This is a genomic window from Kibdelosporangium philippinense, assembly GCF_021390435.2.
GTDB classification, from domain to species: domain Bacteria; phylum Actinomycetota; class Actinomycetes; order Mycobacteriales; family Pseudonocardiaceae; genus Kibdelosporangium; species Kibdelosporangium philippinense.
The window spans coordinates 2,252,944-2,273,909 of sequence record NZ_JAJVCN010000001.1 but is presented as its reverse complement, the minus strand read 5'-3'; the positions used below and the strand labels follow the sequence as shown (position 1 = coordinate 2,273,909).

Annotated in this window: 23 protein-coding genes; 7 read left to right on the top strand and 16 right to left on the bottom strand. The window is 64.9% G+C overall.

Going from position 1 to position 20,966, the window contains the following annotated elements:
- Positions 1 to 12: 12 nt before the first annotated feature.
- Genes LWC34_RS10405 through LWC34_RS10385 form a run of 5 tightly spaced genes read right to left on the bottom strand, consistent with a single transcriptional unit; the run spans position 13 to position 2,990 of the window.
- A complete protein-coding gene (locus LWC34_RS10405) occupies positions 13 to 444 on the bottom strand; it encodes a cupin domain-containing protein (RefSeq protein ID WP_233724792.1) in 432 nt (143 codons plus the stop codon).
- Positions 445 to 455: 11 nt separating this feature from the next.
- Positions 456 to 788 carry a hypothetical protein gene (locus tag LWC34_RS10400; protein WP_233724791.1) on the bottom strand — a complete coding sequence of 111 codons (333 nt, stop codon included), beginning with the start codon at positions 786 to 788 and terminating at the stop codon, positions 456 to 458.
- Complete coding sequence (locus tag LWC34_RS10395) at positions 785 to 1,165, bottom strand: SCP2 sterol-binding domain-containing protein (RefSeq protein ID WP_233724790.1); 381 nt, start codon at positions 1,163 to 1,165, stop codon at positions 785 to 787. Before LWC34_RS10395 ends, LWC34_RS10400 begins: the two co-directional genes overlap by 4 nt.
- Entirely contained in the window at positions 1,162 to 2,172 is a 1,011-nt protein-coding gene (locus tag LWC34_RS10390) for a methyltransferase (RefSeq protein ID WP_233724789.1), read from the bottom strand. Before LWC34_RS10390 ends, LWC34_RS10395 begins: the two co-directional genes overlap by 4 nt.
- Positions 2,172 to 2,990 (bottom strand): aromatase/cyclase, encoded by an 819-nt coding sequence (locus LWC34_RS10385; protein ID WP_233724788.1) that lies wholly within the window; start codon positions 2,988 to 2,990, stop codon positions 2,172 to 2,174. Before LWC34_RS10385 ends, LWC34_RS10390 begins: the two co-directional genes overlap by 1 nt.
- A 159-nt stretch (positions 2,991 to 3,149) precedes the next feature.
- Here LWC34_RS10385 and LWC34_RS10380 point away from each other — a divergent pair, with 159 nt between their 5' ends.
- Positions 3,150 to 3,554, top strand: coding sequence for a group I truncated hemoglobin (locus LWC34_RS10380; protein ID WP_233724787.1), 405 nt, complete (start codon positions 3,150 to 3,152; stop codon positions 3,552 to 3,554).
- Entirely contained in the window at positions 3,547 to 4,077 is a 531-nt protein-coding gene (locus LWC34_RS10375) for an NADPH-dependent FMN reductase (RefSeq protein WP_233724786.1), read from the top strand. Before LWC34_RS10380 ends, LWC34_RS10375 begins: the two co-directional genes overlap by 8 nt.
- Positions 4,078 to 4,080: 3 nt before the next feature.
- Here the strand turns inward: LWC34_RS10375 and LWC34_RS10370 are convergent, their stop codons facing one another.
- Positions 4,081 to 4,830, bottom strand: a complete 750-nt coding sequence (locus LWC34_RS10370) for a cyclase family protein (RefSeq protein WP_233724785.1) — start codon at positions 4,828 to 4,830, stop codon at positions 4,081 to 4,083.
- Between the two features lie 130 nt (positions 4,831 to 4,960).
- Between LWC34_RS10370 and LWC34_RS10365 the strand changes: the two genes are divergently transcribed.
- Positions 4,961 to 5,359, top strand: coding sequence for a lipocalin-like domain-containing protein (locus tag LWC34_RS10365; protein ID WP_233724784.1), 399 nt, complete (start codon positions 4,961 to 4,963; stop codon positions 5,357 to 5,359).
- On the opposite strand, the gene LWC34_RS10360 is transcribed toward LWC34_RS10365, so the two are convergent.
- The 4 genes from LWC34_RS10360 to LWC34_RS10345 all read right to left on the bottom strand — a co-directional run bounded on the left by LWC34_RS10360 (position 5,356) and on the right by LWC34_RS10345 (position 10,111).
- Positions 5,356 to 6,132 carry an AfsR/SARP family transcriptional regulator gene (locus LWC34_RS10360; protein ID WP_233724783.1) on the bottom strand — a complete coding sequence of 259 codons (777 nt, stop codon included), beginning with the start codon at positions 6,130 to 6,132 and terminating at the stop codon, positions 5,356 to 5,358. The genes LWC34_RS10365 and LWC34_RS10360 overlap by 4 nt on opposite strands.
- 460 nt (positions 6,133 to 6,592) lie before the next feature.
- Positions 6,593 to 8,368, bottom strand: a complete 1,776-nt coding sequence (locus LWC34_RS10355; protein WP_372496457.1) for a choline/carnitine O-acyltransferase — start codon at positions 8,366 to 8,368, stop codon at positions 6,593 to 6,595.
- Positions 8,365 to 9,222 (bottom strand): class I SAM-dependent methyltransferase, encoded by an 858-nt coding sequence (locus tag LWC34_RS10350; RefSeq protein WP_233724781.1) that lies wholly within the window; start codon positions 9,220 to 9,222, stop codon positions 8,365 to 8,367. The genes LWC34_RS10355 and LWC34_RS10350 overlap by 4 nt, the downstream gene beginning before the upstream one ends.
- A 19-nt stretch (positions 9,223 to 9,241) precedes the next feature.
- The gene (locus tag LWC34_RS10345; RefSeq protein WP_233724780.1) at positions 9,242 to 10,111 is read right to left on the bottom strand and encodes a HalD/BesD family halogenase; all 870 of its coding nucleotides are present in this window, start codon (positions 10,109 to 10,111) and stop codon (positions 9,242 to 9,244) included.
- Between the two features lie 370 nt (positions 10,112 to 10,481).
- Between LWC34_RS10345 and LWC34_RS10340 the strand changes: the two genes are divergently transcribed.
- Positions 10,482 to 10,892 (top strand): hypothetical protein, encoded by a 411-nt coding sequence (locus tag LWC34_RS10340; RefSeq protein ID WP_233724779.1) that lies wholly within the window; start codon positions 10,482 to 10,484, stop codon positions 10,890 to 10,892.
- Positions 10,893 to 11,173: 281 nt separating this feature from the next.
- Here LWC34_RS10340 and LWC34_RS10335 read toward each other — a convergent pair whose 3' ends face one another.
- Positions 11,174 to 11,809: a VC0807 family protein gene (locus LWC34_RS10335; RefSeq protein WP_233724778.1), complete on the bottom strand. Its 636-nt coding sequence runs from the start codon at positions 11,807 to 11,809 to the stop codon at positions 11,174 to 11,176.
- Positions 11,806 to 12,690, bottom strand: a complete 885-nt coding sequence (locus tag LWC34_RS10330) for an alpha/beta fold hydrolase (RefSeq protein ID WP_372496456.1) — start codon at positions 12,688 to 12,690, stop codon at positions 11,806 to 11,808. The genes LWC34_RS10335 and LWC34_RS10330 overlap by 4 nt, the downstream gene beginning before the upstream one ends.
- A gap of 89 nt (positions 12,691 to 12,779) precedes the next feature.
- Between LWC34_RS10330 and LWC34_RS10325 the strand changes: the two genes are divergently transcribed.
- Positions 12,780 to 13,943, top strand: a complete 1,164-nt coding sequence (locus tag LWC34_RS10325) for a TetR/AcrR family transcriptional regulator (protein WP_233724777.1) — start codon at positions 12,780 to 12,782, stop codon at positions 13,941 to 13,943.
- On the opposite strand, the gene LWC34_RS10320 is transcribed toward LWC34_RS10325, so the two are convergent.
- The 4 genes from LWC34_RS10320 to LWC34_RS10305 form a co-directional block, all read right to left on the bottom strand.
- Positions 13,930 to 15,081: a Gfo/Idh/MocA family protein gene (locus LWC34_RS10320; RefSeq protein WP_233724776.1), complete on the bottom strand. Its 1,152-nt coding sequence runs from the start codon at positions 15,079 to 15,081 to the stop codon at positions 13,930 to 13,932. The genes LWC34_RS10325 and LWC34_RS10320 overlap by 14 nt on opposite strands.
- A complete protein-coding gene (locus LWC34_RS10315; protein WP_233724775.1) occupies positions 15,078 to 15,908 on the bottom strand; it encodes a sugar phosphate isomerase/epimerase family protein in 831 nt (276 codons plus the stop codon). The genes LWC34_RS10320 and LWC34_RS10315 overlap by 4 nt, the downstream gene beginning before the upstream one ends.
- A 379-nt stretch (positions 15,909 to 16,287) precedes the next feature.
- Positions 16,288 to 16,899: a tyrosine-protein phosphatase gene (locus LWC34_RS10310; RefSeq protein WP_233726402.1), complete on the bottom strand. Its 612-nt coding sequence runs from the start codon at positions 16,897 to 16,899 to the stop codon at positions 16,288 to 16,290.
- A 785-nt stretch (positions 16,900 to 17,684) separates the two neighbouring features.
- On the bottom strand, positions 17,685 to 18,833 hold the full coding sequence (locus tag LWC34_RS10305; RefSeq protein ID WP_233724774.1) for an acyl-CoA dehydrogenase family protein: 1,149 nt from the start codon (positions 18,831 to 18,833) through the stop codon (positions 17,685 to 17,687).
- A gap of 148 nt (positions 18,834 to 18,981) precedes the next feature.
- Here LWC34_RS10305 and LWC34_RS10300 point away from each other — a divergent pair, with 148 nt between their 5' ends.
- Together LWC34_RS10300 and fabG are read left to right on the top strand one after the other, a co-directional pair.
- Positions 18,982 to 20,163: a cytochrome P450 gene (locus LWC34_RS10300; protein WP_250109438.1), complete on the top strand. Its 1,182-nt coding sequence runs from the start codon at positions 18,982 to 18,984 to the stop codon at positions 20,161 to 20,163.
- Complete coding sequence (gene fabG / locus LWC34_RS10295; RefSeq protein WP_233724772.1) at positions 20,163 to 20,930, top strand: 3-oxoacyl-ACP reductase FabG; 768 nt, start codon at positions 20,163 to 20,165, stop codon at positions 20,928 to 20,930. Before LWC34_RS10300 ends, fabG begins: the two co-directional genes overlap by 1 nt.
- Positions 20,931 to 20,966 lie beyond the last annotated feature (36 nt).

Sequence of the window (20,966 nt, the reverse complement as noted above, 5' to 3'; positions counted from 1 at the left end):
CAATCCTTTTCGTTAGTCGGGCGCGTGCGTGGCGCGGATCCGCGGCCCGAGCAGTTGCAGTCCCAGCCCGGGAACGTCCGGGAACGAGTCAGGGTCGTCGCCCTGTGCGGCGAAGAAATGCTCCAGCCCGCCAGGGCTGCAAATCGTGAGCACGGTGACGTCCCGCGCGGCCGCGTTGGCGAAGGCATGCGCGGTGCCGCCCGGCGCCCACGCCATGTGCCGCGGGCCCAGAATGTGGCGCTCGTGCCCGAGCTGGATCTCCAGCACGCCATCGACCACGTAGAACGCCTCGTCGAAGTCGTGCGCGTGCAGGTACGGCCCGGACTTCCACGCGCCGATCGTCCATTCAAGCAGGCTCAGCTTGCCGCCGGTGTCCTCGGCGAGCAGTTTGAACGGCGTGTTGCCCGGCGAGTTCGGGCGGTTCTCCAAGGGTTTCAGTATCACGGCTTGCACTGTCACCTCGCGTCGGATTGGCCAGGCTGGTCCTCGGTGTTGATCGCGACCACCTGGAAGGGAAACTGACTCCGCCATCGTCTGGCGTACTCACCAAGGGGCGGATGCGCGAACAGCCGCTGCAGCAGTTCGGCGCTGGCGCAACGGATCTGCACCAGCGCCGAAGCCGCGAAAGTCGATGCGTCGACCGCGCTTGGCACGCGAACACCGGGCCAGTACTGATAGGACTCCGCGATGCCCGAGCTGAGGACAACCTCGGCGCCTTCGGCGAAGAACCGCTTACGGTCCACTTCGGACATCGCGTCCGGGAAGGACAGGACCAGCGTGTGCGTCACCATGTCGTCCTGGCCCACAGCTCGGAGATGAACTGGTGGTAGTTCCCGGACTGCAGCACGACCATCAAGTCAAGTACCTTCGCCCGGTCCCCTGTCACCGCGAACTGCCCGGTCACGAACGCCGTCGCGGCATGCAACTCGCCGGACTCGAAGGCCAGCAGGTCCTGGTAGGTCGCCCGGATCTCCAGATCGCTGTCCGGTATTTGCCCGCGGCCCGCCTCGACGACCGCACCACCTTCGACCCGCAGGAAGTAGTCCACGTCGTCGGCGTGGAACTGGAACCGGCCGTGCACGTGCGGGATCGACACCTGGTCGGCCGGGCCAAGGCCGCCTAGGCCGTCCAGGTACTCCTCGGACAGGAACTTCACCGCGGTCATGGGATGGAGGTCTCCACGATATGCAACAACGTCCCGGCCGGAGTGACTCCCTCGACCCGCAGGCCCGCTCGCTCGGCGAGCGCGCTCACGCCCGCCTTTGTGTGCCGTTTGCCGTTGGTGTTGAGCAAGAACAACAGGTCGATTCCGGTGGCGTACCGGATTTCCGGGCTGTCGTCGATCAGGTTCGTGATGATCAACACCCGGCTGCCGGAATGGCCTGCGCGCTTGGCGTTGCGCAGCGCGGTGACCGTCAGCTCATCGTCCCATTCCAGGATGCTCTTGAACTGGTAGACATCCGCGTCCACCGGGATCTCTTTGAGACAGTCGCCTTCGACAACCTGCGACCGCGCAGCCAATGCGCCATCAGGGCCGAGGCGCGGATCGGGCTGTGCGACCGCGGCGGGCAGGTCGACCAGAGTGCCGTGCACATGCGGGTGTCGCTCCAAAATAGACGCCAGGGTGAAGCCGCGGCCACCGCCGACATCGGCGAAGGTCTTGACGTCGGTCAGGTCCAGCGCGTCCGCGATCGCCGCTGACGTGAGGACGCTGAGCTCGGTTTGCGACCGGTTGAAGGTCTCGGTCGACTCCGGCCACACTTTGTGCAGGTGCGTGAAGAAGTCCTCGCCGAAGCACTCGTCGAAATGTCCACGGCCGGTGCGTAGCGCCTGTTCGAGATCCGGCCACAGTTGCCACACCCACGGCTCGGTGACCCACAGGACCCAGTTCTTCAGCCGCCGCGGGTGATCCTCGCGCAACAGCCGGGATGTTGCCGTGTGGACGATTCCCTGGTCGGTGCTGTCGAACAGGCCGTAGCAGGACAGGTTTCGCAGTACTCGCACCAGGATCGCGGCGTCGACATCGATCGACTTCGCCAGCTCTTCGACCGGGACGGGTGCGTCCCCGAGCGCATCGGCGACACCGACCTTGACGACTGCACGTAAGGCTGCTGAGGCGGCGGACGCGAGCGACAGCTCACGTAGCGTCGTGATTGCGTTGTCCCCCGACATCAGGCCGGGACCTTGACTGCCTGCGCGCGCTTCTCGGCTTCGTCACGCACGGCTGCGAGGTCGGCATGGCTGTTGTTTTCCACGGCTGCCTGCAGCAGACGGGTGGCTTCCTCCTGGCTGGGCACCTGCTCGGTCGGCCGGGCCGCGAAGTCATGCGTGATGACCAGTTGGGTACGGTCGCCGTCGAGCGGCAGGGCCCGCCACTGGCCGCCCATGTACTTCACCATCGCCGCGTTGTCCAGCTGCCGGTAGGAGATTGTCCTGTTGGGACGGTCGAGGTCGCGTCGGGTGACCCAGCTCTGGATCTGCCCGCTGACATCCACCACGAGCCGCGCGATCTGGTGCGTCTCGGATTCCTCCAGCATCGTCGACGATTCGGTCGGCGGGAACAGTTTCGCGTAGCCTTCGATGTCGGCGAGTACCTCGTAGACGATGTCGGCGTTCGCGTTCACGGTTACGGTGTGTTCGGTGTGGAACATGGAATCCTCTTTCTCCGCACTGGAAAGCAGCACTTCGTGGTTCGCGTACGCGGCTTCGTAGTCGATCTTTCCGCGCCAGGTCGAGATGAAGTCGTGCACCGGCGCGGATTCGGAGAACTTGCGCAGCGTCGGGACGTCGGCGCAGGAGAACTGGGCGATGTGGGTGGCCGTCATTCCCTTGGAGTGCTCGTCCGCGGGCAGCAGCACGTGTTGCTGCCAGGCGAAGTCCCGGACAAGCCCGGATTCGCCAGCGAGCGTCCGCAGTCCGGCGAAGAAATCACCGATGTCACCTTCGTCGATCTCCGCCCCGAAACGGTAAAGCAGAGTGTGCACGATCATGATTGGTTGCCTCCGCGTGGTGATCGGTCCCTGACCTCGGATGCTGCTGTGCTGCGATAAAGCACGACTCAAGAGCGGCTAAGACAGCTTTCTTTAGCGGGCTTTGAGAGCGGCACGGTAAGCCTGTCGTGAGCGACGGATCACTTAAGGAGAGAGTCCATGATGGACGCACCACAGGTTCCAACCCTCTTCGAGCGGCTCGGGGGCATCTTCGGCATCGCACACATCATCGACGTGCTCGGCGACCGGCTCTACGACAACGACACACTCAACCGCAACCCCGCGGTCATGCGGCTGCACAACGAAAAAGGCCGCCCAGGGTTCAAGTTCACGCTGATCGCGTGGATGATCGAACAGACCGGCGGGCCCAAGGTCTACCCGGGTGCCGACATGCGCACGGCACACGCGAACATGACCGTCTCGGACTTCGAGTTCGACGTGGTGTTGATGGAGGCGGCCGGGGTGCTGACTTACTGCGGTGTGCCGCAGCAGGAACACAAGGATCTCATGGCCGTACTGGAAAGCGTTCGTGACGACGTCCGGGCAGGTTCGAAGGGTGCCTAGGCTGACTGTCATCATCGCCGCAACGCGTCCCGGCCGCGCTGGGCTCCCGATCGCCTCGTGGTTCACCTCGCAGGCTCGTGTCCACGGTGGATTCGATGTCGCTGTCGTGGATCTCGCCGAGCTTCAACTGCCGCTGCTCGACGAGCCGAACCATCCCAGGCTGCGGCAGTACACGCGCGAGCACACGTTCCGGTGGAGCGCGATCGTGGAGGCGTCGGACGCGTTCGTGATTGTCACGCCGGAGTACAACCATGGCTATCCCGCGACGATCAAGAACGCTTTGGACTACCTGCACCAAGAGTGGCACGGCAAGCCGGTCGGATTCGTGTCCTATGGCGGCGTTGCCGGCGGCACCCGCGCGGTGCAGCAGCTCAAGCAGGTGGTTCTGCCGCTACGGATGCTGCCGGTGGTCGAGACCGTCAGCATCCCGTTCCACTTCCAGCGGATCACCGGCGGCGCTTTCCAGGCCGATGAGAACCTGGAAAGCGCCGCCAAGGCGATGCTGGACGAGCTGGCCCGGTAGCGGTCAGGTTTCCTCGACGATCGCCACCACGCGTGTCCATCCCGCGCCAAGCCCAGCAAGCTTGGCCGGGAAACACGCGATCAGGTAGCCCGTCGCAGCAGGCAACTCTTCCAGATGGGCGAGCTTTTCCAGTTGGCAGTACGGCTTTTCCCGGCCGTAGAGATGCGCTGGCCACAGCACCGAGTTGTCACCATCCGCGCGATAGTCCGCCAACATCGAGGCAAACGGCCGGTCGAAACCCCACGCGTCGATGCCGATCACCCGGGCACCGCGTTCGACGAGCCATGCCGTGGCGTCGCGTGTCATCCCTGGGTGGTCTGTGCGATAGGCTTCCGTGCCCCACAACCGGTCCGCGCCTGTCCAAATCAGAGGGATGTCACCGGGGTTGAGCTCGTATGGGATCTTGGCGAGCGCGTCCTCGACGTCGGCGACGGTGATTCCGACGCCGGGTGGGATGTGGCGCAGGTCCAGGCGGACTCCGGGCGCGTAGCACCACTCCAGCGGGATCTCGTCGATCGCGGCCGCGGGCCGTCCGCCGCTGCGCAGGCCGTAGTGCAGTGGGGCGTCCATGTGCGTGCCGGTGTGCGTGGTCAGCGTGACGGTCTCGTTCGAAATGGACTCTCCCTCGGGGAAGTCCTCTTGGCGCAGGCCGAGTGCTGCCGGTGCCGAGGCGTGGTCGATGACGCTGACCTCGACTGGGGTCGCCTCGCTTGGACCGTCCACAGTGGGCACACAGAGATCGATGATCCGCACCTTCGCACTCTCCTTCTGCCAGGCTATTTCACTCGAAGTTAGGTGCGCGGCCTCGACCCGGTCTCTATTGGCACTCAACCTTCGCGTCCGGCTAGAGCGGCGTTTGAGGTGGCTGCGTCACTGTGACAGCATGGTGTTTGACAAAGATCTCATCGGAGCGTGGCGGCTGCTGGCCCACTACTACCTCGACGACGACGGCACTGTCGCTGAAGGTCCCATGGGTGACAAGGCCGACGGAATCCTGATCTACCACGCGGACGGGTACATGGCCGCGAGCCTGATGCGTACCGAGCCTGCGACGGATGGCGCGACCTACCTGGGCTCGGCTGACGACTACCTCGGGTATTCGGGCAGCTGGAGCCTGCGGGCGGGCGAGGTCGTGCACAACGTTGTCATCGGATCGCACGCTCGAGTCGTGAATACCGAGCAAGTCAGGGAAGTCACGTTGGCCGAGGGCGTTCTCAGCCTGCGGCGGCGGCTCGACGGCCCGCACGACTGGGTGGTGATGGACTGGCAGCGCACCGGTTAGTGGCCGACCAGGATTTCCTGGTGGACCCTGTTCACTTCGCGCGAGGGCTCAAGCCCGAGTTCCTTGTTCAGGGTGCTGCGCAGCTGTCGGTAGACGTACAGCGCTTCACCCCGTCGCCCGGAGCCGTGCAGCGCCTGCATCAGTCGCAAGTGGAACACCTCGTGCAGCGGATACGTGGCCACCAGGGACCGGAGCTCGCCGACAACCTCAAGATGACGGTCGATGGCCAGGTCGGCCTCGATCCGCAGCGAAACCGCCTCCAGCCGCTGCTCTTCGAGGAACACCGACAGCCCGCGCAGCCGAGGGCCGGAGGTCACGTCGGCGGGCACCGGCCCACGCCACAGCTCCAAACACTCGCGCAGCATTCCCGCGGCGCAGCTGAACCTCTTGTCACGTAAGGCTGCACGGCCATCTTCGATGAGATGCTGGAAGCGGTAGAGGTCGATGTTCTCCCTCGGCACGGACAGGACATAGCCATCTGGGGCGGTGGTCAGCAGATCCCTGCCTTCCGGCGAGGAGAAGTTGCCCTCGAACAATTTGCGCAGCTGATAGATGTACGTCTGCACAATGGTCCGGACGGTCTGCGGCGGGCCGGACGGCCACAGCTCGTCGATCAACTGGTCGGTCCGCACGGCCGCGCCCGCGTTGACGGCTAACAGCACGAGGACCTGCCGCGGCTTGGTCGCGGTGATCGTCACGTGCGGATCGGCGGCCGCCAACGGCGCGACTTCCAGCTTCCCCAGCACGTTGACCTGAACATCCTTGGCAAGCATGATCGACTACCCCCAGTTGATTGTGCCGCTGGTCGGGCTTTCCTGACTGAGCGGGTACCATCCGAAAAGAAAGCACCAAAGTCGCCGCCCCAGCCGCGACGCTCTGACAGTTCGTTAGCTGTCAACAATTAATTGATACACCCGATCCAGTTGACCGTCAAGCTATTCCAAAAAACGCTATGACCTGGGAAGATTAAAATGTCTTTAACGACCATAGACCTATTGTTCAACCGCACCCGATCATCATCGTGAATGTGCCGGGCGGTTCTGCTCGCAAAGCGCACATTCGGCATGTTGCCGACAGCGCGGTGTCGCCGAATTCAGCAGTGACTGACCCAGGCTGACCGGCCCGCCCTTTTGCCCAGCGTCGAGGCAATGGCGTGGAATGCCTGAATAGCACGCGATCCGCTGATCAGGACCGTTCGCGCGGCCCTGATCAGCGGATGCTTCCTTTGTATGCTCAGGCTTCGGCCGAAGCAAGCAGATCGGCCAGCTCCTGAAGCGCGTCACGCAGCGCGTCACCGAACGCGTACATCTGCTCGGCCACTGGCAGTGGCGTGCTCAGGTACACATTCAGCCGCTCGGGCAGCAATACATAGGCAACACCGATACAACGACTGCTGGTCGACCCGAAACCGAAGTGCTGGATATTGCTGGACGGGGCCGAGCTCGTACTCAGGTAGTCGTCGCGCATGATAAGCCAGCCCGGCGATTCGTACAGTGCGAGCGGCTTAGTGGCGCCCAATTCGCCGCCACGCCGTCGCTGGATCATCTGCAGCTCCCACAAGTGCTGCTCAGGCGCCTGACCAGCTTGGCACTGCTTGGCGCGGGCCACATGCTTCGCGCCCGCCTCACGCAGAGCAGCGCGGCGAACGGTCGCGTCCGGATTGTCCATAGCGGCCACGAAACGCACCATCTCCGGCGTCACAACCCGCATCGCCTCGGTACGGCCATTCTGGTACTGCCGCGTGGCGATCGACTCGTACGTGGCCCCGGTCAGGCCTTTGCTGCGCTGATGGGCCAATTGATACGCGGCTTGGACGAAACTGTCCGGCGACATTCCCAGTTGCTTGATCCGGTTGGCACCCATGTCCGCAAAGGACAGTTCGGTGGTCGCGTTGGCGGCTGCGTAGTCGGCGAACGCCTGACCTGCGGCTTTGACATCGGCGTCGAGCGCGTCGTCGAGGATGAACCGGATCGGCTCGACCTTCGGGGTGCCCTTACCTGGCGCGGCGGAGGCGGCCGGTGCGCCGACAACAGCGTCGACGAAGGCCAGAATCGTTGTGCCGTCGAGCAAGCAGTGTTCCACGTTGATCCCGGCTCGTCCGTCGGCGAACACGATGAACGTCACCGCCTTGTCGAACCACCGATTGGCGCTGTCGCCGTGCAACAAGGCGTCACACGCGGACAGCGTGTCAGCGGGCGCACTGTCCTCAAAGGACACACAGAACAGCGCGGTCTCCACTGTGTCCAGTGCGTCGGCGTTGGCCGGGTCCACTGCCAGCATGGCCTGCCTGCTTGCCGCCCACTCCGCCCTGGCTTTGGTGGTGAGGTGGCCGACCGGGCTGTAGTGGGTTTCGTCGGCTGTGAGGACAGCGCCAAGGCCGTCGGCGAGTTCGCTGATCGCGTACGGCAGGCCCAGTTCGTCGAGCACGTCCATGCGGAACATTCGCCCGCCTCGGAACACCACGATGTGCCGGGCAGGCGACGGGCCTGGCCATTCGTCGCTGTACGGCGCGCGCACGGTGTCCTGCTCGGCGCCCGGGATCCGGGTGGCTGAGAACAGATACTTGTGCTGTTCCATCGACTGGGGCTGGCCGCGCAACACCACCGGGGGCAGTTGCTTGGAGTCCACCAAAGCCTTGTAGGCCAGCGCCGAGGCGATCAGGTCAGCCGCCCTGCCCACCTGGTCAACATCGGAATCGTTGAACAGGAAGAAGAAGTTGGCGTTGAGCGCGATCCGGTCGCGACGGCCCAGGTACCGGGTCCGCCAGAAGTCGTCAAGCCAGCTGCGTACGCCAGGGCTCTCGTTGTAGCGCTCCAGATCAGCGTGCAGGATGTGCGCTGGGCTTTCCGGCGCGAGAAACTCGGACACCGCGGCCTGGGTCGTGGCCAGTTCGTCCTCGGTGAGCAGCGGCGCGCACCACTCCAGCAACAGCTCGCAGCTGTCCTGGAGAGTGGGCAGCGGTACGCGCGGAAGGTGATCCTCGTTGCTGAAGGTGTCGTTCACTCTCATCCTTGCCGTAGGTGCTGACCGGCCACGTTGTCCGTGGCCGCGGTGGAGTCGACGCTGCTCGGCGGTCGGCAGAGGTGCAACTGGGCATAGAGCCAGCCCGTGTCCTCCAACCCATGCGGATCGATGCCTTGCGCGTGCAGCGTATCCATGACCTGAGCCTGCTCTTCATCGGAGACGAACCGCCGCTGCCGGAACAGCGAGTCCACCCGCTCGACCTCATATCCCAGCGCTGACAGGTTTTTCTCGATCGGCTCGAACGGCACCATGCGCAGCACGAAGTGCGCCATCCACGGCATGCGGTCCTCGTCGATCGTGGCCAGTTGGGTGACGGTCTGGGCGCCGACGTACCCAATACAACCCGTGGAGATGACCAGATCTGTGCCGGACAGCTGGGCACGTTGGAGTTCGGTCAGCTCGTTGGTCTCCAGGTCGGCGCACACCGCGTCGTCCAAGATTCCGGCCGTGTACGCGTAGTCCAGTGCCGGTTGGGACGAGTCAAGGCCCACGATCCGGGCGCGCTTTCGATGATCCGCGAACCGCTTCCGGTCACGGTCCAGCAGGGCATCATGGTCCATGGCGTGTGCGTCTGGATCGCCGTACCAGTGGTACAGCTCGGCCATCGTGGCGCCGCCGTTCAGCAGCGTCGCGTTGATGCCGTATGAGCAGCCCATGTCGAGCACCCGCACGGTCCGGCCAAGACTCGCGTGCAGGTGGCTGATCAGGTCGGCGAAATGCGGCTCGGCGAGTTGGGGTACGCAGTAGTCAAGCCCGCGCAGGGTGGTGAAGTACGCGCGCGGATCGGGCTGCGTGTAGATGTGATCAAGGGTGACTTTTCCGGTGGTGTCGTATGGCACGCGCCGTACTCCTCTGGAGTCAGTCGAGCAGTCCGTCACCGCGGACCGCGCGGCCCTCGGCCGCCGTGTGCTCGGTTAGCACCCGGCCGAAAAGCTGCCTTGTTCGTTCGACACTACCGATCACTCCAGGTCGCTCGCTGTAGGCGAAGATCGCCGTGTGGCGTGCGGTACCGCTGGTCACCTCGGTGACCCGGTGCAGCGAGTACCGGCCCTTGAACAGCTGAAGATCGCCGGGGTTCAGCGTCAGCCGGTGCACGAGATCGTCCCGCGTGCCTGCCAGCACACCCGCGACATCCGCGAAGTTCTCCGCGCTTGCCGACCGGATGTTCGGACAGTACTCGAACTCGCCGCCGCCATTCGCGTCCTGGGTGAGCATGCTGACCGTGTACTCGTTGGTGTCGAAATGCCAGGGGTGGGCCCGGCCGGGCGCGATGACGTTCAGGCACAGACCGGACAGCGGATCAGCCAGTTCGTACACGGCAGGCAGCTGGAAACAATCCGCCACGAAGTGCTGGAACGCCGCGCTCGTGTAGAGCTGCTGGATGACGAAGTCGTCAGGAATGTGGTCGCGGGCCACGAAGGCGTTGCCGCGCTCCATCGTCACGCGACCAGGATGTCCTTCTGGCAACGGTGTGTCGGTCGCGATGTTGTAGGCGTTCACGATTTCTACCTGGTCGTATGCCAGGTGAGCGACGTCCGCGCACTGCCGCCGGAGCGTGTCCCGAAGATCCTGCCGGATGAAGTCAGGCAGCACGCAGCAGCCCACCCGGTCCAGTTCGCGCCGCGCGTGCTCGACCGCCTCGCGCCACGCGGCACTGCTTGGATCCGACAAGGGGTAGCGGTCCGTGTCGACTACCGCTGCCGCTGTCGTGACGACCGGTCGGCTCATGAATGCGTCCCTTCATGGTGGTTGCCGTCAAGGGTCGAGGTACGGGCTCCATTCTGGCTTTGTTTTTGTGACGAGCTCCACTCGGGGACTGGTCCCGGCAAGGGCATGTCACTGTGGCACGTGGTGTGTTCGAAGGTGATGGGATCCTGATGGGAATCGATACCGTGTGCCTTACGGTCGACTGGGCGTCGGCCGTAGCGGGCTTTCGTGAGAAACAACTGGATTTCTATTGGGACGCATGCCAGGCGCGTAACGAGCGGGGGAGGCTTCAGGCGCAACGTGGCCATATCCACCGGAACTCGACGAGCTGCCCGGCCTGCCGGGCGCCGAAGACCCGGATGTGTGGTGCGGTACCCGAGCAACCTATCTCGTGGCGGATTTCTACGCGGACGCGTTCCGGCCAGCGCTGACAGCCGAGCTGCGCCACGCGTTCGAGCCGGTGCTGCCATTACTGGCTTTGTGCAACGAGATTCCCGTGCCGTTCGACCGCCAATGCCTGCACACCGACGCAGGGCTCGCGCCGCCACCGGAGTACTCCAGTTACCCCCTCTACGCCCTGCGTCCCAGCACTGTCCACGATGTACTCGACGGGGCCAAGTCATTACCGTGGCAGGAATTGGACGATTTCGTCGATGGCGCGGGAGACATTGCCGGGCAGTACCTCGCCCCCTTCAAGGGATACAACTACCTCATGCTCCGGTCGTTCGCGCTGCGGCAACTGGAGCGCCTGCAGCACGCAGCCCAACGCGGCCACGGAGTCGTCCTGATCCTGTCCGTCTGACTGCTCTCAGACTGCTGGCCTGTGCGTGGCCACCTCGCTGAAAGGTGAATCGCTCGGACATTCTGGCCATGCGGCACCCTCCCAGGAACCTCATATCCCCGGGGAACCAGCCGCGCGACGACGGATCGCTGAGCCGGAAGCCGAGGTTGCCCCGGCTCCGTGAAACAAGGGCAGGATCATCCAGACTGTGCCATCAGGGAAGGCACTCGCGTTGACATCGCTGACCGGAGAAACCGTTCTGCTGCACGGTGTTCGAAGGCGACGCGACTGGGCACCGCTTTTCACGTGCGTACGCTGATCTCCTGTGGGGTGTGCCGGGCCTGGATTCTGCCTGCGTACCAGGCGGTCCAGCCGGATAGCAGGCCGATCACGGCCAGCAGCAACACGACGCTGAGACCGGCCATCACATCCGCGGACAGCACGTACACCAGCGGCACCCGCAGCACAGCCTCCAGCAGCAGGCCCACTCCCCACACTGCCGACATCAGCACGAACGCCCGGCGGAACTCCGGGACCTCGTTGCATAACCGGTCTATCTCCGCACGCTTGGCTGCCGACGAGCCCGCCCTGACCGCCACAAGGACCAGCGGCTTACCAGTCATACAACTGGCAAGCAGGATCAACGCGGCCGCCGCCGTGCCGAAGGACTCCTTCACAAGCACGAACCGCGCGTCACCGGTGATGAAGGACAACACGAGGCCGATAGCCAGGACCGCCGCAAGCAGGGCGGCGAACCCGTCGAACGAGCGGTGTCGCACCGCGACCCAGGCGATACGAATCGCGGCGAACACCGCACCGGCCAGCAGCGCGACTTGCTCACTCTGCCCGGCGAGACGCAGGCCGTAATAGGCCAGCAGCGGCAATCCCGCGTCCCACAAAAGAAGCGCGATCAACGGGCTTGGTGTTCGGCCAGTCATCGTCGCACCTCGATCTCGGCTAGGAATTCGCGCACGCGGGCGTTGACCTCAGCGGCTGATTCGCCCGCGATCGCGTGCGTTGCCGCAGGCCACAACTCGACACGGGCGTCTGGTAACAGTTCTCTGGCGCGGGCGGCCGCGTGTTCGCCGTCGTGTATGACGCTGCGGCCCGCGATCAGCGCGAGCACAGGGACTTTCACGCTGCGCAGTTGCGCGTCGGTGAACCGGACCGGGGTTGGTAGCGCGATCCGGTAGGTCCGCATGCCCTCGTCGATCACGGTTGCCACCGGGTCGTCGCTGTCTACTTCGGCGCCGTCTGAGACCCACTCCATGAACGACTGCCGGGCTCGGCGGCGGATGCCGGGAATGAGGGTGAGCGCAGTACGAACGAGCAGTGGGATCGGGAACCGGCCGAAGGTCTGCACCGGGTCGATCAATGTCAGCGAAGCCAGCCGGTCTGGTGCGCGGACAGCAAGGTTCGTCGCGAGCCAGCCGCCGAAGGAATAGCCGACGAGGTGCACGTCGCGTAGGTCGAGCGCGCTCAACACGGTCTCGAGCCACGCGGCCTGGTCTTCGGCGTTCCGGATGGGGGCCGTCTGCTCGCTGCGCCCCGGCTCGCCGATCAGGTCGAGCGCGTACACCGGGCCATGCTGCATGAAGGCAAGGAGATTGGGCTCCCACATGATCGTCGTGCCTGCCCGCCCAGGAAGCAGCACTAACGGGGCCGGTCCGGGCTCGCCGAAGCGGTAGACCCGCGCCGCGCCGAACGCGGTGAAGATGTCGCGCTGTTCAGTGGGAGCGGGCAGTGCGGCGAATGCACGGTCGTATGCCGTGCCGTACTCGACGCTCGCCTGCGGCGATGTGAATCCGCCGAGCTTCATTGAGTCCTCCAGCCGTTTGCGATACGATCACATCGTAAACCGCTCGGCTCGGTTTTTGCAATCCGGTTACATCGTCAAGAGGTGAAGAGGTGCCCAAACGGGTCGATCACGAGCAGCGCCGACGTCAGATCGCCGACGCAGTCCGTGGCATCGTGGCAGATCAGGGGCTTGAAGCGGTGAGCATCGGCACGGTGGCGACCGCGGCAGGCATCTCGAAGGGCCTGGTGCAGCACTACTTCCCGACCAGGGAAGCCATGCTGCGCTATACCACCGCGACCCTGCGCGACCACGTGGAAAACCAGGTGCGGCCGGAGTTCGCCGGTGGACTGCCCGGCCTGCGTGCCGCGCTGATCGCCCTGCTCCCCCTCGGAGCCCACAGCCGGGTCGAGGCGCTGGTGGCGAACGCGTTCGTCGTGCACGCGCTGAAAGACCCGGAGATCGCCGAGAGATTCCGCGTCGGCCACAGTCAGCTGCGCGAGGCGGTGGCGGCGATGATCGCCGCTGCTCAGGCCGACGGCGACCTGGACTCACAGCTGGACGCGACCCAGGAAGCAGACCTGTTGCTGGCGTTGGTTTCCGGACTCGGCGACGCGGTTCTGCTCGGGCACCGATCGGCAGCGGAGGCGACATCATTGGTCGACCACCACCTGTCCCGCCTGAGATCATCGCACTCCGGCAATATGCTCGTATTGCCCACCCAACAATACGAGCATATTGCCGGGTGGGATGGCGCGGAGGCACCCACTGGGCTCACCACCCGCGCACGGATCGGCAACGCGGCATTGGCGCAGTTCAGCCAGCACGGGTACGCGGGCACCTCGTTGCGGATGGTGGCCGAGGCAGCCGGTGTCTCGGTCGGCTTGGTGCAGCACCACTTCGGCACCAAGGCCGACTTGCGTGCGGCCTGCGACGCTTACGTGACCGAGTACTTCCAGGCGTCGAGCGGCGATTTTCTCGCCGAGGCATACCGGGTCGGACCGCAGGTGCTGGACTACCTCGCCCGCATTCTTGTGGAGGGATCTCCCGGCGCCGCTTCGCTGTTCGACAACCTGGTCGCGCAGCATCTCAAGGCAGCGCCCTCGCAGGAGGACCGCACTGTTGCCGCGGTCCTGACCGCGATGAAACTCGGCATACCCCTGTTACGCGATCACCTCGCCCGCGTCCTGCGCATCGGTGACGCGGAGGAGCGCTGGCACGAGATCGCGAAGGCGATGCTGGCGATCGTGTCGCCCGCCGTTCTCAGCGACCCTTGAGCTCCAAGCGAACGTCCGAGTATTTCCCGTCGAGCACGTCCGCTACCGCGATCCGTTCGCCCAAGGCCGCCGAAACATAGATCGCGCGAACGAATGCCAGCGACATCAACGCGTCCTCGATCGTCACGCGTGGCCGGGCACCAGTGGAGACAGCATGCGCAATATCGTCGTATTGGCGGCGGTGACCGAGCACGAAGTCGTGCTCGGTACGCGGGCCTGCCGGGGTGTCCGCGAGCCCGACCTCGGCTTCCGCCTGGTTGCCCGAGACCGCGCCGCCGGTGACGCTGCCCGCTCCCCCAGGCTCGTGGCCGGCAGCGGACCCCTTGGCGTGGAAGTACTCGAGCCGATCGTTGTCGATAACCGCAGATCCCTCGGACCCATGGATCTGGATACGCGCGGTCAGCCCAGGATAAGCAGCGGTCGTGGCCAGCAGGACCGCGATGGCGCCAGATTCGAACACCACGGTCGCGGCAACCGTGTCCTCCACCTCCACCCGTTCATGCGCCAAGAGCCGCGCCGAGGCCTGGACTTCCAGTGGACGGCCAAGAAACCAACACAGCAGGTCAACCGTGTGCACGCCCTGGTTCATCAACGCGCCGCCGCCGTCAAGCTGCCACGTGCCGCGCCAATCGCCGCTGTCGTAGTAGCTCTGCTCACGCCACCAAGACACCGTGGCGGCACCCGAAGTCGGCTTACCGAACCGGCCGCCGTGCACTGCTCGTGCCACAGCAACACTCGCCGGGTCGAACCGGTGCTGACTGATCACGGTGATCATCTGTCCAGCATCGGCGGCTTGTTTGGCGAGCCCGGCGAACTCCGCTGCCCTGGCGACGTTCACATCCAGCGGCTTCTCGATCACGACGTGCTTGCCCGCGGTGACCGCTTCTCGCGCAAGGTCCAGATGCGTGCCGCTGGGCGTGCAGATCACCACCAGATCCACCGCACACTCCCGCAACGCGTCCGCCAACGTGGAATACGCCACAGGCGACGGGAATTCCGCCAGCAACGCCGCCGAATTCTCCGGAACTGGATCCACCGCCGCGACCACCTCGAACGCCGGGTGCTCGCCGATCGCGCGTGCGTGGTTGCGGCCAATGACACCGCATCCGACGATCGCGACGCGAATCGAGTCCGTCATGACAGGTTCACTCCCAGGTTGTCGGTGATTCGCCGAAGAGCACGGGCGGCCTGGCCAAAGGCGGCGGGTCCGGACAAGTCGCCAGGGGCGTGGGCCGCGGACAGATGCGGTTCGAGCGACATGAAACCTTGGTAGCCGTCGTCACGCAGCGCCGTGAGGGTCTGTACCACCTCGCCATCCCCCTCCCCCGCCGCAACGACCCTACCGTCTGCTGCGAGGGCGTCCTTGATCTGCACGTATTCCAGGTACGGCCGCAGGTTGGCGTAAGCATCGGTGAACGGGCGACTGCCCACTTGCACGAAGTTCGCGCTATCCCAGGCAACCCGCAAGTGATCAGAGCCAATGGTCTCCATGAGATCGAGAACCCGCGCTGGCGTGTCGCCGTAAATGTGCTTCTCGTTCTCGTGCAGCAGGACGATGTCCGCACGCTCGGCCAATTCTGTCATCGCGCGCAGGCGCACCAACACGTCGTCACGCATGTCGGCGGGATCGCGCCCCTCCTGGTAGAAGGAGAACATACGGATATAGCGGGTCGAGAATGCGCGCGCGACATCGATCGCGGTCCGCAGCCGTGCCAGCTCGGCCTCCACCGGCAGATCCAGCGACACTTTGCCCAACGGCGAGGCAATCGCCGACACCTGCAACCCACGCTCGTCGAGCAGCTTCCGCAAGTCGCTTCGTTGCCTGGAATCGAGCTCGAGCACGCCCGTGTCCCACGCACCGCGCAGCTCAAGATGGCGTGCGCCCACCGCTTCGAGTACCGCGAGCTGCACAACGGGATCCGGGTCGATTTCGTCACCAAAGCCGGACAACACCCACTCGGTCATGCGGTCAACGCTAATCTCTCTACAAAGGACCTGGCACAGAACTGCCCGGTTCTTGCCCATTACTCGCACTGCGCGGGCCGACACGGCTACCCTGTGCCGCAATCGTGGAATGTCCCTTGCCGAGTTGCGTGACTTGCTGGGGCGGAACGGTCACCGACCTGCCGTCGGCGCAGCGATCGCAGGTGGCGTGTAGGCCACGTTGTTCGGCCCGGCTTCGGTGGCCTACGGGCTGACCTTGATGCCGGTCCGGCCGAGTGCGCGGTACTTCATCGTTGTTCTCCCTGAAGCATTTCGGCTCTGTACTTCCAGGAAAACCACGCTCAGGCGAACAGGCTATCAAGATCGTCTCGGCTACTTGCCTAATGCTGCTTGCGCCCTTCTACGACAGCAGGCGGTCGCGTACCTGCCTGAGTTGGGCGTGGCTCGCTCCGCCCGCCAGCAGGTAGGCGTGTGCGCCGCCATGTTGGTTTTCCAAGTGGGTCAGCGTTCGGAGGATTGTGTCGCCGCTGCAGCCCTCCGTGAGCGCATAGTCCGCGGCGATCGAGGTGGGTGGCACGCCTGCAACGCTGAGCGCGAGCGCCACGAGTACGCCCGTGCGGTCGCGCCCAGCACTGCAGTGCACCGCGAGTGGACCGGGTGGTGCGTCAGCCAGCTGAATGAACACGTCGGTGATTTGACGTTGGTTGGTGTCGAGCATGGTTCGGTAGGCGTCCGGCATGGTGGTGCCTTGGACTGCCAGCTCGGCGATCAGTGGGGCGTTGCTGTACATCGGATCGTCGGCGAATGGGCTGGGCTCCTGCGCGATCTCCTGTGCCCATCGGAGGTCGAATATCCGACTGATCCCCGCGGCGCGCACAGTCGCTATTCCGGCTGTGGTCAAGCGGCTGTGACTGTCGGATCTGAGCAGCGCGCCGAAGCGGATCGTCTGGCCATCGGACGTGGGCAATCCGCCTACGTCACGGCCGTTGACGCAGCCATTCCATCCCAACATCACCAAACAACTCTACGCAGTCTCAGGGGAAGACGACTTCGTGGAACACCCACCGCTGACGATGGTTGGCAATATCTGCTGGCGCGTTGACGACCGGGGTGGCGTTGCCCCAGCCTGGCCACGCCTTCATTCGATTGCTGCCTGCTGTGGCTCGGTTCGGTTTCCAGCTTGGTTGCTTTGCTTTGTTCCGGTTCCAGCTTGGTTGCTGTGGCTGTGTTCCTGTTCCAGCGTTTCGGTGGTCGCCGCGGCTCGATTTGACATGGGAACCCCGCGCGGCAATGCCACTGACTTAAGCATTCTGGCTGGTCGCAAGCGGCGCAGGGTCGATTGTCCGTGGCGTTGATGTCCACAATGGACGATCGATCGTCACATCAGTCTCACGTACCCCGCGCGTCACTCCTGTTACCCGGGTTGGTGCCGTGAAGGTCACCTTCGCGGCGTCCAACGCGCCAAAGGTTCCCCTCGCGGACCGTGGCGAGCCTGCATGAAGGCCACTGTGGCCAGTCCCGTCCATCGGTGGCGCGGGTACGCCGTGCTTGCGGGCTGGACCACTCGCGTTCCGCGCCTCTCAAGATCAACCTCGCGCCCCACGCCCGCAGGACACCGCTGAAGTGCGAGAGCTCTCTTAAGTCAGTGGCATTGCCGCGCGGGGTTCCCATGTCAATCGAGCCGCGGTGACCACCGAAACGCTGGAACAGGAACACAGCCACAGCAACCACGATGGAACAGCAACAAAGCAAAGCAACCAGGCTGGAAACCGAACCGAGCCACAGCAACCAAGCTGCTCAGGGCGAAAGCACGGGCGATCGCCGCAGCAGGCCCTGAAAGACCAGCAGCCGGTGAATATCGCCGACGCCGTCCATGAATTCGAACGCCCGAACGTCCCGGTACGTCTTGGCCAGCCAGGGATGTTCCAGAAGTGCAGTAGCGCCCAGCAGTTCGACGGCGAGCAGGGTGGCCTCCTCGGCCAGTCGCACGGCCGTCAACTTGGCGGACGAGGTGCCGGGGAGGTCGGGTTGTCCGGCATCCACGGCAGCCGCCACCTCACGCACCCGCGCCCTCGCCAGGTGGACGCGCCCGGCCAGCTCGTCAACCCTCGCGGTGTCACAAGTGGACAGTCGCCTTCGCTGAGCACGTACGTAATCCACCACCGCGTCTGCCACTCCGACCGCCATCGCGGTCAGCAAGGGCCGGTAGCGCAGCATCGTTTCCCGTATGCCATGAACTCCGCGACGACTCGGTTTACGGTCGGCGCCGAGGATCATCTCCGGAGTCACGCGCACGCCACGGAATGCGAGTTCGCCGGTGCGGACTCCGGCCAGGCCGACCGTGGGCAGGCGCCGCCCGCTGAATCCCGGCGCGGCAGTATCAATCAGCACCGCCTCGATCCCGAACGGCCCGGGCGCACGGCGGCAGAACACCACGCCGATCTGCGCGCTCGCGCCGTTGCCGATGTAGCGCTTGTCGCCGTGCAGCAGGTATTCCTCCGGCCCGGCCGGGTGCAGCTGGGTTTGGAGTTCCAGCGCTGCCGACCCTTTGCCGTGCTCGGTCAGCGCGAAGAAGGTCCACGTCGGTTCCTTGGCGAACCGCTCGAAGTATCGGCCGCGCTGCTCAGCGTCGCCGACCGCGTTCACCGCCAGCCCCGACAGGCTCGGCCCGGGGGCGGCGAGCAGCACGCCGGGATCGCCGTAGGACAGCCGATCCATCACCACCACCCCGGAACGGCAGGAACCGCCTGGGATCGGGTGACCGTCCACTCGATACGTCCGGTCGGTGTACTCGGGCGGGATGAACATGGCCTGGTTGAGTTCCACCGCGGGCAGGTTCAGGCACTGGGTGATCGCGTCGGGGTCCGCGTCCAGCATCAGTCCTGGTTCACGCAGGTCGCGGGCGATCGCCACGCAGTGACGGTCGAGCACATCGAGATCAGTCATGCACCGCCCCGCAATCCGAGAATTGCGCCGAGTATAGAAAATCGCGGCAATCGGGGGTACGTCCAGAAATACCCATACCGTGGTCACAATTACCCAAGAATGACCGGCTTTATTGACGTGACCGGCAAGCGGCGGTGACACTCGGATCATGGGGAGAGACGTGCAAGATTCCACCGTTTCGCTGCCCGAATTGCCGTTTTCCAGGGAATGCCCGTATCACCCGCCCAATGCGTACGAACAGCTGCGGGACAGCGGGCCATTGACGCGGGTCAGCACCTTCGACGGGACGGCCGTCTGGGCGGTCACCGGCCACGCCGAGATGCGTACGCTGCTCAGCGACCCACGTCTCTCGGTCGATCGGGACCACGCCGGATTCCCTGCGCTGACGCGGGTTGTGGCGCTGCGGCGCCCGCAACAGCACAGTGCCATGCGGACGCTGCTGCGCACCGATCCCCCGCAGCACACCGAACAGCGGCGCGCCCTGGCCCGCAGCTTCGCGCTCCGGAAGATCAAGTCGAGGCGACCGGCACTGGAAGCCACAGCGGACGCTCTGCTCGACAGGGTGGCGCCGGATGGGTCCGCGGAACTGGTCGAGTCCTACATCAAGCCGCTCGTGACCGCGGGTATGGCGCTCCTGCTGGGCATCCCTGATGATCAGCGGACCCGGTTGCACGAGTTGATGTACCACTACTTCGACCCGATCGCGCCACTGGCGGAGTACCTGCGCGAGCTGCTGACCAGCAAGGAGCCGGGCGACGGGTTGCTGGACGATCTGATCGCCCAGGTCGCGGCCGGGACCATGTCCGAAGCGGAGTACATCGACTCCGCCACGGTCCTCATCGTCGCCGGGCAGGAGGTTACCGTCAGCACGATCGCGCTGGCCGTGCCCACCTTGCTGACCCATGACAGCGAGCTGGAACAGCTGCGCACGGGTGTGGTGCCGTGGACGAACGCGGTCGAGGAACTGCTGCGGTTCCTGTCGTTGACAGGCGGAACAGTGCGGATCGCGACCGCGGATATCGAGATCGCGGGCGTGGTCATCAAAGCCGGAGAGGGCGTGGTGCTGCTCAATCCCGCGGCGAACCGCGACCCTGCCGTGTTCGAGCGTCCGAACGAGCTGGATCTGAGCCGTCAGCGCCGCAACCATTTGTCCTTCGGGATCGGTGTCCACCAGTGCATCGGGCACAACCTGGCCAGGATGGACATCGAAGTCGCACTGCAGCGGCTGTTCGAACGGTTTCCGACGCTGCGGCTGACTGTTCCGATCGCGGAAGTGCCTGTGCGCCAAGGAATAGTCTTCGGTGTCACGGCCGTCCCGGTGGCTTGGTGATGCGAGTAGCTGTCGTCACCGGCGCGGCGGGCGGGATCGGGTCAGCGACAGCCATACGACTGGCTCGTGCGGGAACCGCGGTCACTTTGGCCGATATTGACGAGGCGGGTGTCCAACGCCTGGCGGCCGACATCGTTGACGCGGGCGGCCGGGCCCGTGCCGCGGTGTGTGACGTGACCGATCCGGCGCAGGTCAAGGCGATGGTACGGACGACCGCCGAGGAGTTCGGCGGCGTGCACATCCTGGTCAACAACGCGGCCATCACCAGGGACAGCGCGCTGTTGACCATGTCGGTCGACGACTGGGACAGCGTGCAGTCGGTCAATCTGCGTGGGGCTTTCCTGTGCACGCGTGCGGCGCACAAGTACATGGTGAAGGCCCGTTGGGGCAGGATTCTCAACCTCTCCAGCATCTCCGCGGCCGGAAACCGTGAGCAGGCCAACTACGCGGCAACGAAAGCGGGGCTCGAAGGGATGACCAAGGCGCTGGCCATCGACCTTGGCCCGTTCGGCATCACGGTCAACGCGGTCGCGCCCGGGTTCGTCGTCACCCCGATGACAGTGGCCGCCGCTGCCCGCGTCGGGCACGACTTCGAGGAACTTCAGGCGTCCGTTGCCTCGGCCACGCCAGTGCGCCGGGTCGGGCGACCTGACGACGTGGCCGCGGTTCTCGCCTTTCTCGCCAGTGAAGACGCCTCATTCATCACGGGACAGACGATCCACGTGAACGGCGGCATGCCGCCGGGAATGCGGCTGTTCCTGAATTAATCACCCGAGACTGCCCGATAAGGCAGTGGGTAAATG